Source organism: Curtobacterium aurantiacum (assembly GCF_018598555.1).
In the GTDB taxonomy this organism is placed as follows: Bacteria; Actinomycetota; Actinomycetes; order Actinomycetales; family Microbacteriaceae; genus Curtobacterium; species Curtobacterium aurantiacum.
In genome coordinates this window covers 1-15,171 of record NZ_JAHEWN010000004.1, presented here as the reverse complement: position 1 = coordinate 15,171, position 15,171 = coordinate 1, and the positions used below count along the sequence as shown (strand labels likewise).

Below are 15,171 nucleotides of genomic sequence, written 5' to 3'. Positions count from 1 at the left end.
GTCCGCCTAGTGCGCGGCCGCGGTGATCTGAGCGCGGGAGACGCGCTTGCGGAACACCCAGTAGGTCCACGCCTGGTACGCGAAGACCAGGGGCACGAAGATCAGCGCGACCCAGCTCATCACCGTCAGGGTGTAGGACCCGGACGAGGCGTTGTACACGTTCAGGCTGTTCGCGACGTCGTTCGACGCGGGCATCACGTCGGGGAAGATCGCCGTGAACATCGCGAGCACGATCGCCGCGATGGTGATCGCCATGAGGGTGAACGCACGCCCCTCCTTGCCCCAGGCGTTGCAGAGCACCGCCAGCACGAGCGCCAGGGCGGCGACCACGGAGAGCACCAGTGACGCCGGGGTGGCACGGACGAACGCCATCGACACCAGGAACGCGGCGCCGACCACGATCGTGAGGACGCCGGCCCGGGTCGCCAGGCGCTTGGCGCGCTCACGGATCTCGCCCTCGGTCTTCAGCGCGACGAAGACGACCCCGTGGGTGAAGAACACCAGCAGCGTCGCGACACCGGTCAGCAGCGCGAACGGGTTGAGCAGGTCGAAGATCGTGCCCGTGTAGTTGTGCCCGGCGTCCATCGGGATGCCGCGGACGACGTTGCCGAAGGCGACGCCCCACAGGAACGACGGCACGGCACTGCCGACGATGATCATCAGGTCGAAGCGGCGCTTCCACTCGAGGTGCTTGTTCTGGTGCCGGTACTCGAACGACACCCCGCGGGCGATGAGCGCGGCGAGGATGAGCAGCAGCGCCAGGTAGAAGCCGGAGAACATCGTGGCGTACCACTCGGGGAACGCCGCGAACAGGCACGCCCCGGCCACGATGACCCAGGTCTCGTTGAGGTCCCAGACCGGGCCGATGGTGTTGATCAGGACGCGACGGTCGGTGTCGTCCTTGCCGAGGAACGGCAGGGACATGCCGACACCGAAGTCGAACCCGTCGAGGACGAAGTAGCCGACGAAGAAGACGCCGACGATCGCGAACCAGAGAACAGGGAGATCCATCAGGCAGCGTCCATTTCTAGTAGACCGTCACTTCGTGCTTGACCTCGCCGGTCTCCTCGTCGACCTCGGCCGGGTCGGCGGGCCCCTCTTGCGCGACCTTCTTGATGAGCTTGAACTCGACGACGGCCAGTGAGCCGTAGATCAGGGTGAAGACCAGCAGCGAGATCAGGACCTCGAGCCCGGTCACGTTCGGGGACACGCCGTCCTTCGTCTGGAGCAGCCCGAACACGAGCCACGGCTGGCGCCCCATCTCGGTGAAGATCCAGCCGACGATCATCGCGGCCATCGGCAGCGGCACGGTCCAGGTGGCGATGCGCCAGATCCAGCGCTGCGTCGGGAACCGTCCCTTGCGGGTCAGCCACAGGCCGGCCAGCGAGACCAGCACCGCGCCGACACCGAGGGCGATCATCCATCGGAACGACCAGTAGGTGACCCAGATGATCGGCTTGTAGTCCCCCGGGCCGTACACCTCGGTGTACTGCGCCTGCAGGTCGTTGATGCCCTCGACCGTGCCGTTGAACGTGTGTGTCGACAGGAACGACAGCAGGTACGGCACCCGGATCGAGAACAGCTCGTGGACGCCGTCCGGTGTGCCGAGCGTGAAGATCGAGAACGAGGCGTCCTTGCCGGTCGCCGTGTTGTACAGCGCCTCGGCAGCCGCCATCTTCATCGGCTGGGTGTCGACCATGGTCAGACCGAGCTGGTCGCCGGTCAGGACGGTCAGGGCGCCGGCAGCGACCATGGTCCACATGCCGAACTTCAGCGCCGGCATCATCGTCTCGAGGTTCTGGTTGCGGGCCAGGTGGTACGCCGCCACCGCGATGATGACCGCAGCGGCGACCATGAAGCACGCGAAGAGCGTGTGCGGGAACGCCGCCAGCGCCACCTTGTTGCCGAGCACCGCCCAGATGTCGGTGAGCTCCGCACGGCCCTTGGCCTCGTTCATCGCGAAGCCGACCGGGTGCTGCATGAAGGCGTTCGCCGCGATGATGAAGTAGGCCGACATGATCGTGCCCGCGCTCACGCACCAGATGCTCGCCAGGTGGAGCCCCTTCGGCAGGCGGTCCCAGCCGAAGATCCAGATGCCGATGAACGCCGCCTCGAAGAAGAACGCCAGGATGCCCTCGAGCGCGAGCGGTGCACCGAAGACGTCACCGACGAAGCGCGAGTAGTTCGACCAGTTCATGCCGAACTGGAACTCCTGCACGATGCCCGTCACGACACCCATGGCGAAGTTGATCAGGAAGATCCGTCCGAAGAACCGCGTCAGCTGCAGGTAGTGCGCGCGGCCGGTCCGGTACCAGGCGGTCTGGAACACGGCCACGACGGCTGCCATGCCGATCGTCAGCGGGACGAAGAGGAAGTGGTAGATGGTCGTCAGACCGAACTGCCACCGCGACAGGAGGAGCGGATCGAGGAGGTCGTTCATGCGGCGATTCCGAGACGGGTGGCCGCGCGCTGTTCGTGCACGTCAGTTGCTTCCTGTGGAACGGATACATCAGGTGTCACAGCCCTTGGGACACCCCAACGCTATCGCGGGGCACCCCGATTCGACAACTTGTAGAACCTCGCTGTGCACAAACGTGCAAAGCGTCTGCACGGCACAACCGTGCGGCACGGATGTTCGCGTTGCCCCTTGCGCGAACGACGACAGGCGCCGGGTAGATACCCGACGCCTGTCGCTTTGTTCGTGGTGCAGATGTGGTGCTGTGCTTACAGCAGGCCCTCGGCCTTGAGCCAGTCCTCGGCGATGGTGGACGCCTTCTCCTTGTCGGCCGTGCTCTTGGTGTTGAGCGCGATCAGGGCCTCGGTCGAGAGCTTCTCGTTGACCGAGTCGATCGCGTCTGCGGCCTTCTCGTCGACCTTGTCCGACACCACGGGGACGACGTTCTGCGGGAGGATCAGGTTCTCCGGGTCCTCCAGCGTGACGAAGCCGTTCGCCTTGATGCTCGGGTCGGCCGTGTAGATGTCGGCCAGCTGGACGGTGCCGTCCTTGAGCGCCTTGACGGTCAGGGCACCGCCGCCGTCCTCGATCGCCTTGAAGTCGACGTCGACGCCGTAGACCGACTTGAGTCCCTCCGGCCCGTACGGACGGGTCTGGTTCTCGGAGTTCGCCCCGACGGTGAGCTTCTCGTCGACGTTCTTCAGGTCGGCCAGGCTCGTGACGTCGTTGTCCTCGGAGAACTTCTTCGTGACGGTGTAGCTGTCCTGGTCGGTCGCGGCGGCCTCGTCGAGGACGCGGAGGCCCTTCGGCAGGGCCTCGTCGAGCCCGTCGTCGATCTGGTCGGCGGTCTTCGCATCGGACTCCTTGTCGAAGTACTGCAGCAGGTTGCCGCTGTACTCCGGCATGACGTCGATGGCGCCCTTCTCGAGCTGCGGGATGTAGACCTCGCGCTGTCCGATGTTGAAGTTGCGCTTCACGTCGAAGCCGTCCTTCTCGAGGACCTGGGCGTAGAGCTCGGCGATGATCTCGTTCGAGTAGTACTGCTGCGAGCCGACGACGATGGTCTTCGAGTCGGACGAGCCGCTGGAACCGCTGTCGAGCGGGTCGCTCGACGCGCAGCCGGCGAGGGCGGCGACGACGCCCACCGCCATCGCGGCGGCGACGCCGGCGCGGATCTTGGGTGCTGTGATCACGAGGGATTTCCTTCCGGGAGTGGATTGCGGGCTCGCTCACGCGACCCCTGACGCTGTCGGGCCGACGGGTCCGCGGTGCCCTTCGGCACCGCCGCCCGCTGCAGCACGGCGAACACGATCTCGAACGCGATCGCGAGCGCGATCACGAGGATGGAGGCGCCGAGCATCTCGGCGTAGTCCTGGGTCTTCAGCCCGAGGAAGAAGTACCCGCCGAGGCCCCCGGCCCCGACGTACGCGGCGAGCGTGGCCGTCGCGACGACCTGCAGCACGGCGGCGCGGATCCCACCGATCAGCAGCGGGAGCCCGAGCGGGATCTCGACCTTCCAGAGGATCTGCCACCCGGTCATGCCCTGCGCCTTCGCGGCGTCGACGACGACCGGGTCGACGGACTCGATGCCGGAGTACGCACCGGCGAGCACGGAGGGGATCGCCAGGATGACGAGGGCGAGCAAGGGAGCCTGCAGCCCGATGCCGAGCAGCAGACCGAACAGCGAGAGCACGCCGAGCGTCGGGAGTGCCCGCACCCCGCCGGACACCGCGATCGAGAAGCCACGGGCACGACGGGTGTGGCCGATCGCGTAGCCGACCGGAACGGCGATGACCGCGGCGATGAGGACCGCGAGCAGCGTGATCCAGACGTGCTCCCAGAGGCGCTGGGGGATGCCGTTGTACCCGCCGTAGTTCGTGGGGTCGAGCACCCACGCGAAGGCCTGACCGATGATCACGAGGAGACCTCCGCTGCTTGCAGGACGCGGCGGGCCTGTCGGCGCGACACCGAGTCCGTCCGGGTCCACGGCATCACCAGGCGCCCGAGCAGCACGAGGAGCCCGTCGAGGGCGAACGCGAGCACGAGCACCATGACGATGCCGGAGAGGATCTCCTCGTAGATCCCGCGCCCCAGGCCGTCGGTGAACAGCAGGCCGAGACTCGGGATGCCGAGGACCGCGCCGACCGTGGTGAGCGAGATCGTGGACACCGCGACCACCCGGAGCCCGGCGAGCAGCACCGGACCGGCGAGCGGGAGCTCCACCCGGAAGAACCGCTGCGCCGACGAGTAGCCCATCGCGGTCGAGGCGGACTTGGTCTCCGCGTCGACCGAGGTCAGGCCGTCCACCGTGGACCGGACCATCAGTGCGAGGCCGTACAGGGTCAGGCCGATGACGACGTTGACCGGGCTCTGCAGGTCGGTGCCGATGATCCCCGGCAGCGCGACGAACAGGGCGAGCGACGGGATCGCGTACAGCAGACCGGCGAGGGTCACGATGCTGCCGCCGACCCCGGATGCGAGGCGCGATCCCCCGGGTTGCTGCAACCGGACCACGAGCCAGCCGATCGGGATCGACAGCAGGAACGCGATGATGATCGGCGGGATCGCGATCGCGAGGTGGGAGAGCGTGTTGTCCCAGATCGTGTCGAGGTTCGCCAGCACCCACTTCACCGGGTGCCCCCACCCTGCGCCGGAGCACCCGGTGCGTCGTGCGACGCTCCGGCCTCTGCTGCTCGGGAGTCGGACTGCGGCACGGCCTCGGCGGCGTCGACGACCCCGACGGGGCCCGTCAGCACGCCGGCGGCACGACCTTCACCGTCGACGACGATCGGGCCGGTCGGGGTCTGCTCGACCCGGAGCGCGCGTCGACCGCGGCCCGCGCCGATGAAGGTGGCGACGAAGTCGTCGGCCGGTGCGGCGAGGATCTCGGCGGGCGTCCCCTGCTGGGCGATCTCGCCGCCCTTCTTGAGGATGACGACCTGGTCGCCGAGCTTGAACGCCTCGTCGATGTCGTGCGTCACGAAGACGACGGTCTTGCCGAGTTCGCGCTGCAGGCGGATGAGCTCGTCCTGCAGGTCGTTGCGCACCAGGGGGTCGACGGCACCGAACGGCTCGTCCATGAGGAGGATGTTCGGGTCGACGGCGAGCCCGCGGGCGACACCGACGCGCTGCTGCTGGCCGCCGGAGAGCTGGGACGGGTAGCGGTCGGCGAACGCGCGGTCGAGCCCGACGGTGTCCATCAGTTCGAGGGCGCGCGTGCGCGCGTCGGCCTTGGAGACGCCGGTCAGCAGCGGGACCGTCGCGATGTTGTCGACGACCTTGCGGTGCGGCAGGAGTCCGGAGTTCTGCATGACGTAGCCGATGTGACGACGGAGCTCGACCGGGTTGATCCCGGCGACGTCCGATCCGTCGATCTCGACCGTCCCCGAGGTGGGGTCGACCATGCGGTTGATCATGCGGAGCAGCGTGGTCTTGCCACAACCGCTGGATCCGACGAAGACGGTGGTGGTGCGGGACGGGATGACCAGATCGAAGTGCTCGACCGCAGTCGTGCCGTCCGGGTAGGTCTTGCGCACCGAGCGGAACTCGATCATGGGGTGCCCTTCTGTTCGGAGGTAGCCCGACTTCGGATGAGAGTACCCGGGAGGACCGACATCGGTTCGTTGTGACGATGCATGACCCATCCATTGGGGGCGGACGGCGGTGGAGGTGCGCCGCGCACGACGCGACGGGGCGGGACGACGCCGCCCGCGCCTCCTGTTCGGAGACGCGGGCGGGATCGGATCGGTCGCGCGGCGTGGCGCGGTGGTCAGGACGCGGCGATCACCGATTCCAGGTGGGCGCGGTTCATCCGGCGGTACTCCTCGATCAGCTCCGTGTCGGGGTGCTCGCGGTCGCGGTGCGCCCGCGCCAGCACCGCGTGGCCGGACTCGGCGAGCACGACCCAGGCGCGTGCGATGTGCTCGTCGTCCGGCAGACCGAAGCGGTCGCGCATGATCTGACCGACGGTGGCACCGAGTGCGCCCATCCGGTCCTCGGCGTCACCGGTGCCGGTGTCGGCGGGGTCGCCGAACCGGATGGCCCGGAAGCCCGGCTCCGTGCGGTACATCTCGGCGGTCACGTCGATGAGCGCGTCGTTGGCGTCCTGCCAGGTCTCCGCGGCGCTGGCGTCGAGCGCCTCCACGAAGCGGGACGCGAGCCGCTGGGTGCAGCGGATGGCCAGCGCCTCGACGACGGCGATGCGATCCGGGAAGTACCGGTAGACGGTGCCGATGGACGCCCCCGCCCGCTCGGCGACCATGGCGGTCGTGAGCCGCTCGAACCCGATCTCGTCGATCACCGCGGCAGCGGCGTCGAGGAGGCCGGCGAGGCGCGCCGAACTGCGGGCTTGGACCGGCTCGTTCCTGAGCAGTGATGATCCCCCCGGCAGAGCGTTCGTTACCTCGGTGACGAGCACGTGTTCTCCTCTTGCGCTCCAGCGCGGTTCGTTGGTGTGACGGGGACAACTTTCGCAGAAGCCGCCTGGAACGTGGCTGCGACTCACCAGTTCCCGCTCGGCGCGTGGTTTCGACAGCCGCACATGGGATGATGGCGCCATGCCCGACCCGACGCCCCACGAGCCGTCGTTGGCCGAGCCGCTCCTGCACCGCGCGGCCCGCATCGAGGACGCCGTCCAGGAGTTCCGCGAGCAGCGCGCACGTCGTCGCGGCCTCGTCCCCACGGTGGTCCCCTACACCGGCTACGGCGCACCCGGTTGGGTGCGCATCCTCTGCCGGGTCCTGCTGACGCGCCGCGGTCTCGCCTCCGACGTCTCGTACGCCGGCGTCCGCGGCTGGAAGAGCTTCACGAGCGTCGCCGTCGACCACGCCGAGGTCACCGTCACCGCCGGAGGCGTCTCCCACGTGGTCGAGACCGACCGCGGAGGCGTCGTCGACACCATCGTCCCGATCGACCTCGAGCCGGGCTGGCGCACCGTACGGCTGTCAGCTGGTGGCGGGCGTGACGTCGAGGCGGACGTCTTCGTCGTGCACCCGGACACCCGCTTCGGGCTGCTGTCCGACATCGACGACACCGTGATGGTGACCTCGCTCCCCCGCCCGATGCTGGCAGCCTGGAACTCGTTCGTCCTGACCGAGCACGCCCGTCGCCCCGTGCCCGGCATGTCCGTGCTGTACGAACGGATCCTCGCGCAGCACCCCGGTTCGCCCACCGTGTACCTGTCGACCGGCGCGTGGAACGTCGCCCCGACGCTGCAGCGCTTCCTGTCGCGCAACATGTACCCGTCCGGCACCCTGCTGCTCACCGACTGGGGGCCCACGCACGACCGGTTCTTCCGCAGCGGGCAGCTGCACAAGCAGGAGAACCTCCGGCGGCTCGCGAAGGACTTCCCGGACATCCGCTGGCTGCTCGTCGGCGACGACGGCCAGCACGACGAGACCCTCTACGGAGACTTCTCGCGTGAACACCCGGACAACGTCGCGGGCGTCGCCATCCGGCAGCTGTCCACGAGCGAGGCCGTCCTGGCCGGTGGCCGCTCGCGGGCGCAGGAGCGCTCGCGTGACTCCTCGGCCCCCTGGGTCTACGCCCCGGACGGTGCCGGGCTGTGGAGCGAGCTCGCGCGGGTCGGCATCATCGAGTCCGACGCCTCCGACCCGGCCTGAGCGACCCCTCATCCCGGGCACGGTCCGGGACAGGCTCCACCGAGCGCGACGCCCGGGCCGCGGGTGTTCGATCGGTCCATGAGCACCGAGCCGGCCGCACCGCCCACAGCCGCACCGCACACACCGCCGAACCGCATCGAGGACCACGCCCTGATCGGCGACACCGGCACGGCGGCCCTGGTCGGCCGTGACGGGACGATCGACTGGGCGTGCCTGCCGCGCTTCGACAGCTCGTCCACGTTCGCCTCGCTGCTCGGCACCGAGGACCACGGACACTGGAGCCTGCGGCCCGTCGACGGCGACGCGACCGCCGAGCGGAAGTACGACGGCGACACCCTGGTGCTCTCGACCGTCTGGACGACCCGTGACGGCGTGGTCGAGGTCACCGAGTTCATGCCCGTCGGAGCGCACCGCCCCTCGATCGTGCGGCGGGTGCGTGGGCTCCGCGGCACCGTCGAGCTCCGGCAGACGCTCCGGATCCGGTTCGACTACGCGCGCGCACTGCCGTGGATCCGGCAGATCGGGGACGACGACGAACCGGCGCTGCTCGCGACAGCCGGTCCGGGATCGGTGATCGTCCGGGGCCCGCAGTTCCGCGCCGACGACCACCGACACACCGCCGTCACGACGATCCACGACGGCGACGTGCTCGACACGGTGCTCACCTGGTACCCGTCGCACCGCGAGCCGCCGGAGCCGCTCGACGTCGACGCGGCCCTCGCCCACACGGTGCAGTGGTGGACGGCGTGGACCGCCCCAGCGCAGACCAGCGGCCGGTACGCCGACGCCGCACGACGGTCGCTGGTGTTCCTCCGCGCGATGACCCACGGCGAGACCGGTGGCGTCGTCGCCGCCGCGACCACGGGCTTGCCCGAGGACCCCGGCGGCGAACGCAACTGGGACTACCGCTACGTCTGGCTCCGCGACGCCTCCCTCGCGCTCGCCTCGCTCATCGCCCACGGCTACCGGGACGAGGCCACGCACTGGCGCGGCTGGCTGCTCCGTGCGATCGCCGGCGACCCCGCGGACGTCCAGATCATGTACGGAATCGCCGGGGAACGCGAGCTGCCCGAACGGGAGCTGCCCGAGCTCCCGGGCTACCTCGGGTCCACCCCGGTGCGGATCGGCAACGGTGCCTCCACCCAGTACCAGGGCGACGTCTTCGGCGAGGTGCTCGCGGCACTGCACGACGCGCGCGAGCTCGGGGTCGAGGAGAACGCCGACTCCTGGGCACTGCAGCGTGCCCTGCTCGGCTACGTCGAGGAGCACTGGCAGGAGCCGGACAACGGCATCTGGGAGATGCGCGGCCCACGGCGCAGCTTCACGCACTCCCGGGTGATGATCTGGGCGGCCTTCGACCGCGGGGTCGCCGCCGTCGAGGAGTTCGGCCTCGAGGGGCCGGTCGAACGCTGGCGCACACTCCGCGACACCGTCCGCGCCGAGATCGAGGAACACGGCTGGAACGCCGGCCGCGGATCCTTCCGCCAGCACTACGACACCGACGAGGTCGACGCGAGCCTGCTCGTCCTGCCACAGGTCGGGTTCTGCCGTGCGGACGACCCCCGGATGACGGGAACGGTGCGCGCGATCGAGGAGGACCTCCGGGTCGGGGACGACGGCCTCGTGCTCCGCTACCGCACCACCGCGGGCTTCGACGGACTCTCCGGTGCCGAGCACCCGTTCCTCGCGTGCTCGTTCTGGCTGGTGGAGCAGTACGCCGCCTCGGGCCGCGTCGCAGACGCCGAGCATCTGATGGACGTGCTCGTCGGGTACGCGAACGACGTCGGCATGCTGTCCGAGGAGATCGACGTCGCCACCGGCCACCACATCGGCAACACCCCGCAGGTGCTGTCGCACCTGACGCTCGTGTCCGCGGCCGACGCGATCGAGCGCGCACACGGTCGGCGGATCGGGCACCGCACACGGCTGCCCCTGCACGACGGCGGCACCAGGTCGTGGACCGGTGAGGGCGGCCGCGCCGGCTCCCCCGCCTGACGCCTGGCTCCACCCCGTGCAGACGCCGTCGTCTTCGCGAGACACCTCGAAGCCGTCGAGACGCCGCCGGATCTGGCGGCGTCGCAACGACACGACGGCGTCGTGCGATGCCCCGAAGCCGACACCACGACGGACGGGAGGCCCGGTGCCAGCTGGCACCGGGCCTCCCGTCCGTCAGGGCGTCGCGTTCACGACGTCAGGGCGCGTCCGTCAGGACGACGACTCCCAGTCCGCCGGGCCGCGCGAGCCGGCGCGGTACTCCTCGAGCGGGACCTCGTCGGCCTTCCACGCGGCGACGACCGGCTCCACGATCTCCCAGCAGCGCTCGGCCACGTCGCCGCGGATCGAGAGCAGCGGGTCGTCGTGGAAGATGCCGTTCAGGACCTCGCCGTACGGGGTGAGCTCACCGTCGCTGAACGAGGACGACAGGGTGACCTGCCCCATCTCGAACGGGTTGCCGCCGCCGTTGGCCGACACCGACAGCTCGATCTCGTCCGGGTTCAGGACGATGCGGAGCGTGTCGGTCTTCGGGCGACCGGTCAGACCGGAGGGCAGGCGCGTGACCGGCTTGAAGGTGATCAGCACCTCCTTGCGGCTGGCACCGAGGGCCTTGCCGGAGCGCAGGGTGAAGGGGACGCCGGCCCAGCGGGCGGTGTCGACCTCGACCGAGATCTCGGCGAGGGTCTCCGTCTGGCGCGACGGATCGACGCCGTCCTCTTCCTGGTACGACGGCAGCTCCTTGCCGTCGATGGCGCCGGCGGTGTAGACCGCACGGCGCGAGGCGATCTTCGCGTCGTCGCCCTTGAGGCGGGTGGAACGCAGGACCCGGGCGAGCGACGAGCGGAACTCGACCGCGTCGATCGCGGCCGGGGCGTCCATCGTGACCAGGCCGAGGATCTGCAGCAGGTGCGACTGGATCATGTCGACCATCGCGCCGGCCTCGTCGTAGTACTGGGCGCGGTTCTCGAGACCGAGGGTCTCGTCGTAGAAGATGTCGACCTTCTCGATGTTCTCGGCGTTCCAGATCGGCTCGAACAGGCGGTTCGCGAAGCGCAGACCGATGATGTTGAGCACCGTGGTGCGGCCGAGGAAGTGGTCGGTGCGGTGCACGCGGTCCTCGGGGACGAGCTTGAGCACCGTCTCGTTGAGGGCCTGGGCGCTGGCGACGTCGGTGCCGAAGGGCTTCTCGAACGCCAACGTGGTGCCCTCGGGGAGCTCGACCTGCTGGAGCGCCTCGCAGATGTCGGAGGCGATCTGCGGCGGGAGCGCGAAGTACAGGATCGGCTCGGAGTCGGCCGCGGCCAGGAGCGCCTCGAGGTGCTTCGGGTCGGTCGGGTCGCCCTGGATGAACTGCGTCGACTCGATGGTCGTGTCGACCTCTGGCCCCTTGACGTCCTGCGACGCGAAGGACTGCGTGACGATGTCCTTCCACTTCTCGGGACTGCGCTCGCTGCGGCCCGTGCCGATCAGCTGCACGGGGACGGCACGGCCGCTCTGCAGGAACGTGCCGAGGCCCGGCAGGAGCAGGCGGGAGGCGAGGTCGCCCGTCGCGCCGAAGATGATGAGGGTGCGCTTGTCGGTCACCTGAGGTGACTCCTTTCGCTGTGGTGGGAGGTCCGCTCCAGTCAAGTCGCGGGCGGGCCCGTTTGTTCCGGATCCGAACCGGGAGATCGTTCCCCGGACGCACTTCGGGCGGCACCGTTGTGGTGCCGCCCGAAGTGTCAGGTGCGCTGCAGCGCCGGGTCAGTGCCCGAAGTTGCCGCGGTAGTACTCGTAGACCCAGCCGACCAGGGTGATCGCCACGAGGACGAGTCCGATCGGGACGATCCACAGGCCGGCGGCGACGCCGAGGAAGCAGACGCCGACCGCGGCGGCCAGCAGGATGGGCCACCACGACCACGGACTGAAGTGCCCGAGCTCGGCGTCGCCGTCCTCGATGTTGGCGTCGGGGCGGTCCTCGGGGAGGACGCCGCCCTGGGACGACATCACCTTGCCGAGGTAGAAGGCGATGAACGCGGACATCAGGCCGGTCAGGCCGATGGCTACCGTGCCCACCCACTCGGGCTGGCCGTAGTAGATCAGCGCCCAGATGGTGTACGCGGCGTCCGCCACGATGAAGAACCCGAAGAGGATCCAGAACAAGTTGGTGTTGGCGCGCATGGCCTTACTTCACCTCGCCCTTCGCGGCGTCGTAGGTCGGGGCATCGGGGGCGTCCTTCGCGGGACCGACACCGATCGGCACACCGGCCTCGGGGTGGTTCAGGTCGAAGGCCGGGGACTCCGAACGGATCCGCGGGATCGACGTGAAGTTGTGGCGCGGCGGCGGGCAGGAGGTCGCCCACTCGAGCGAGCGGCCGTAGCCCCACGGGTCGTTCACGGCGACCTTCGGTGCGTTCCGGGCGGTCACGTAGACGTTGAAGATGAACGGCAGGAACGAGATCGCGAGGATCATCGAGCCGATCGTCGACAGCTGGTTCATCCAGGTGAAGCCGTCGTTCGGCAGGTAGGTCGCGTAGCGACGCGGCATGCCGATGACGCCCAGCCAGTGCTGGATGAGGAACGTGGTGTGGAACCCGATGAACAGGAGCCAGAAGTGGATCTTGCCCAGACGCTCGTTGAGCATCTTGCCGGTCCACTTCGGCCACCAGAAGTAGAACCCGGAGAACATCGCGAACACGACGGTGCCGAAGACCACGTAGTGGAAGTGGGCCACGACGAAGTACGAGTCGGACACGTGGAAGTCGAGCGGCGGCGACGCCAGGATCACGCCGGTGAGACCACCGAAGGTGAACGTGATGAGGAAGCCGAGGGCCCAGAGCAGCGGGGTCTCGAACGTGACCGAACCGCGCCACATCGTGCCGACCCAGTTGAAGATCTTCACGCCGGTCGGGACCGCGATGAGCATCGTCATGAGCGAGAACCACGGAAGCAGGACGCCACCGGTGACGTACATGTGGTGTGCCCACACCGTGATCGACAGGGCCGCGATCGAGATCGTCGCGTACACGAGGGTCTTGTACCCGAAGATCGGCTTGCGGCTGAAGACCGGGAAGACCTCGGAGACGATGCCGAAGAACGGCAGCGCGATGATGTAGACCTCGGGGTGCCCGAAGAACCAGAACAGGTGCTGCCAGAGCAGGGCCCCGCCGTTGGCCGGGTTGAAGATCTGCGCGTCGAACACGCGGTCGAGCCCGAGGCCGAAGAGCGCCGTCGCGAGGACCGGGAAGGCCATCAGGACGAGGAGCGCCGTCACGAGGGTGTTCCACGTGAAGATCGACATGCGGAACATGGTCAGACCCGGGGCACGCATCGTGATGATCGTGGTGATGAAGTTCACCGCACCGAGGATCGTCGAGAAGCCGGTCATGCCGAGACCGAAGACCCAGAGTGTGCCGCCGAGCCCTGGTGTGAACGTCGTGTCACTCAGTGGCGCGTAGGCGAACCACCCGAACGAGGCCGCGCCCTGCGGGGTGAGGAAGCCGCCGACCGCGATGAGCGAGCCGAACAGGTAGAGCCAGAACGCGAAGCCGTTGAGTCGCGGGAAGGCGACGTCCGGCGCACCGATCTGGAGCGGCATGATCGCGTTCGCGAAGCCGGAGAACAGCGGCGTCGCGAACATCAGCAGCATGATCGTGCCGTGCATCGTGAACAGCTGGTTGTACTGCTCCTTCGTCGCGACCACGTGCAGGCCGGGTTCGAAGAGCTGGGCACGGATCACGAGCGCCATCACACCTGCGAGCAGGAAGAAGATGAACGACGCGATCAGGTACATGTACCCGATGGTCTTGTGGTCGGTGGAGGTGATCCACCGGACGACGATGTTGCCCTTCCGGCCCACCTTCGACGCCTGGAAGTCCGGCGACGAGGTCTGGGTCGGTTGGCCGACGAGTGACGTTGTCATCTGACGAGCCCCTACTTGTTCTCGCTGGACGCCTCGACCGGCGCCTTGTTGTTCGGTTCGTTGGTGTTGGTGTTGTACTCGTCACCGAGCAGGCCGACCTTGCCCTGGTCCTTCAGGGTGCCGAGGTACTTCTCGTACTCGGCCGGCGTGACGACCTTCACCTGGAAGAGCATCAGCGAGTGGTACTCACCGCAGAGCTCCGCACACTTGCCCTGGTACGTGCCGAGCTTCTCCGGGATGAAGTACTCCCAGTTGGTCTTGCCCGGGAGCATGTCCTTCTTGTAGAGGAAGTCGATGACCCAGAAGGAGTGGTCGACGTCACGCGAGGAGAGCTCGATCGCGACCTTCTTGCCCTGCGGCAGGTAGAGGGTCGGCAGCTGCGACTCGTCGATCGCCCCGTTGGCGTTCTCTTCTTCCTGGGCCTGGATGCCCTGGTAGTAGACGCTCTCTTCGGGGTTGTCCTTGTTGATGTAGTTGAAGTCCCACGCCCAGCGCTTGCCGTAGACGTGCACGGTGGCGTCGGGGTCGGCGAAGGGCTTCTCGATCGCGGCCTGGTCCTTCGCGGTGAAGGCGAAGAAGCCGAGCACGAGGATCAGCGGCACGATCGTGTAGAAGATCTCGAGCGGCATGTTGTACCGCATCTGCACGGGCAGGCCGGTCTGGCCCTTCCGGCGGCGGTAGACGATAGCCGCCCAGATGACGAGGCCCCAGACGATGAGACCGACGGCGAGGAGCACGACCCAGCTGGTGGTCCACAGGCCGACGATGCGGCTCGTGTGGTTCGTGACGTCCTTCGTCTCCTCCGTGCCGGGGAGCCATCCGTTCATCTGCTGCTGCGTGCAGCCAGCCAGTGCGATGACCAGACCGACGGCCACCGGGACGGCCGCCCAACGTATACGGCGATTCGAACGCACTGTTACCTCTCGCAAAAGACCTGAGCTTCGGGAGGTCAGCCCGTCGAGTCCGACGGCGAGCCACACGAAGGCGACTCAATGCTGGCTCCCAGCTTGATTGGAACACTCCTAGCTTACTCGCAGCCCGGTACCGCTCGCGCACACGCGACACGGTTCTGGCCTCGATCCGCACGAGAACGCGAGCGGGGAGCGACCGTTCGGTCGCTCCCCGCTCGCGTGTCGGATCAGCTGGCGATCAGTGGAAGCTGTCGCCGCACGCGCAGCTGCCCTGCGCGTTCGGGTTGT

At 68.3% G+C, this 15,171-nt stretch carries 13 protein-coding genes; 2 read left to right on the top strand and 11 right to left on the bottom strand.

What is annotated here, in order from left to right; all coding sequences use genetic code 11:
- Positions 1-6: 6 nt before the first annotated feature.
- From cydB to KK087_RS17270, 7 genes are all read right to left on the bottom strand, one after another.
- Positions 7-1,011, bottom strand: coding sequence for a cytochrome d ubiquinol oxidase subunit II (gene cydB, locus KK087_RS05080; protein ID WP_214564418.1), 1,005 nt, complete (start codon positions 1,009-1,011; stop codon positions 7-9).
- Positions 1,012-1,027: 16 nt separating this feature from the next.
- A complete protein-coding gene (locus KK087_RS05075; RefSeq protein ID WP_214529795.1) occupies positions 1,028-2,440 on the bottom strand; it encodes a cytochrome ubiquinol oxidase subunit I in 1,413 nt (470 codons plus the stop codon).
- Positions 2,441-2,724: 284 nt separating this feature from the next.
- Positions 2,725-3,648, bottom strand: coding sequence for an ABC transporter substrate-binding protein (locus KK087_RS05070; RefSeq protein WP_214564417.1), 924 nt, complete (start codon positions 3,646-3,648; stop codon positions 2,725-2,727).
- On the bottom strand, positions 3,645-4,373 hold the full coding sequence (locus KK087_RS05065) for an ABC transporter permease (protein ID WP_214529793.1): 729 nt from the start codon (positions 4,371-4,373) through the stop codon (positions 3,645-3,647). Before KK087_RS05065 ends, KK087_RS05070 begins: the two co-directional genes overlap by 4 nt.
- Positions 4,370-5,086: an ABC transporter permease gene (locus KK087_RS05060; protein WP_214564416.1), complete on the bottom strand. Its 717-nt coding sequence runs from the start codon at positions 5,084-5,086 to the stop codon at positions 4,370-4,372. The genes KK087_RS05065 and KK087_RS05060 overlap by 4 nt, the downstream gene beginning before the upstream one ends.
- Positions 5,083-6,009: an ABC transporter ATP-binding protein gene (locus KK087_RS05055; protein ID WP_214529791.1), complete on the bottom strand. Its 927-nt coding sequence runs from the start codon at positions 6,007-6,009 to the stop codon at positions 5,083-5,085. Before KK087_RS05055 ends, KK087_RS05060 begins: the two co-directional genes overlap by 4 nt.
- A 215-nt stretch (positions 6,010-6,224) precedes the next feature.
- Positions 6,225-6,755, bottom strand: coding sequence for a TetR/AcrR family transcriptional regulator (locus KK087_RS17270; protein WP_439647686.1), 531 nt, complete (start codon positions 6,753-6,755; stop codon positions 6,225-6,227).
- Positions 6,756-7,011: 256 nt separating this feature from the next.
- On the opposite strand from KK087_RS17270, the gene KK087_RS05045 reads away from it, so the two are divergent.
- The gene (locus KK087_RS05045; RefSeq protein ID WP_214529789.1) at positions 7,012-8,076 is read left to right on the top strand and encodes an App1 family protein phosphatidate phosphatase; all 1,065 of its coding nucleotides are present in this window, start codon (positions 7,012-7,014) and stop codon (positions 8,074-8,076) included.
- Between the two features lie 78 nt (positions 8,077-8,154).
- Entirely contained in the window at positions 8,155-10,071 is a 1,917-nt protein-coding gene (locus tag KK087_RS05040) for a glycoside hydrolase family 15 protein (RefSeq protein ID WP_214564414.1), read from the top strand.
- A gap of 210 nt (positions 10,072-10,281) precedes the next feature.
- Here KK087_RS05040 and KK087_RS05035 read toward each other — a convergent pair whose 3' ends face one another.
- The 4 genes from KK087_RS05035 to ctaC form a co-directional block, all read right to left on the bottom strand.
- A complete protein-coding gene (locus tag KK087_RS05035) occupies positions 10,282-11,655 on the bottom strand; it encodes a glucose-6-phosphate dehydrogenase (RefSeq protein WP_214564413.1) in 1,374 nt (457 codons plus the stop codon).
- A gap of 159 nt (positions 11,656-11,814) precedes the next feature.
- Positions 11,815-12,231, bottom strand: a complete 417-nt coding sequence (locus tag KK087_RS05030; protein WP_214529786.1) for a cytochrome c oxidase subunit 4 — start codon at positions 12,229-12,231, stop codon at positions 11,815-11,817.
- A gap of 4 nt (positions 12,232-12,235) precedes the next feature.
- Positions 12,236-13,972 carry an aa3-type cytochrome oxidase subunit I gene (gene ctaD / locus KK087_RS05025; protein ID WP_250893043.1) on the bottom strand — a complete coding sequence of 579 codons (1,737 nt, stop codon included), beginning with the start codon at positions 13,970-13,972 and terminating at the stop codon, positions 12,236-12,238.
- 11 nt (positions 13,973-13,983) lie between these two features.
- Positions 13,984-14,886, bottom strand: coding sequence for an aa3-type cytochrome oxidase subunit II (gene ctaC / locus KK087_RS05020; protein WP_307858364.1), 903 nt, complete (start codon positions 14,884-14,886; stop codon positions 13,984-13,986).
- Between the last annotated feature and the right edge of the window lie 285 nt (positions 14,887-15,171).

What these genes read in the sequence shown, in the direction of transcription:
- KK087_RS05075 (WP_214529795.1), bottom strand. Translation starts at nt 2,440, where the DNA reads ATGAACGACCTCCTCGATCCGCTCCTCCTGTCGCGGTGGCAGTTCGGT.
- ctaD (WP_250893043.1), bottom strand. Translation starts at nt 13,972, where the DNA reads ATGACAACGTCACTCGTCGGCCAACCGACCCAGACCTCGTCGCCGGAC.
- KK087_RS05055 (WP_214529791.1), bottom strand. Translation starts at nt 6,009, where the DNA reads ATGATCGAGTTCCGCTCGGTGCGCAAGACCTACCCGGACGGCACGACT.
- cydB (WP_214564418.1), bottom strand. Translation starts at nt 1,011, where the DNA reads ATGGATCTCCCTGTTCTCTGGTTCGCGATCGTCGGCGTCTTCTTCGTC.
- KK087_RS05040 (WP_214564414.1), top strand. Translation starts at nt 8,155, where the DNA reads ATGAGCACCGAGCCGGCCGCACCGCCCACAGCCGCACCGCACACACCG.
- KK087_RS05030 (WP_214529786.1), bottom strand. Translation starts at nt 12,231, where the DNA reads ATGCGCGCCAACACCAACTTGTTCTGGATCCTCTTCGGGTTCTTCATC.
- KK087_RS05045 (WP_214529789.1), top strand. Translation starts at nt 7,012, where the DNA reads ATGCCCGACCCGACGCCCCACGAGCCGTCGTTGGCCGAGCCGCTCCTG.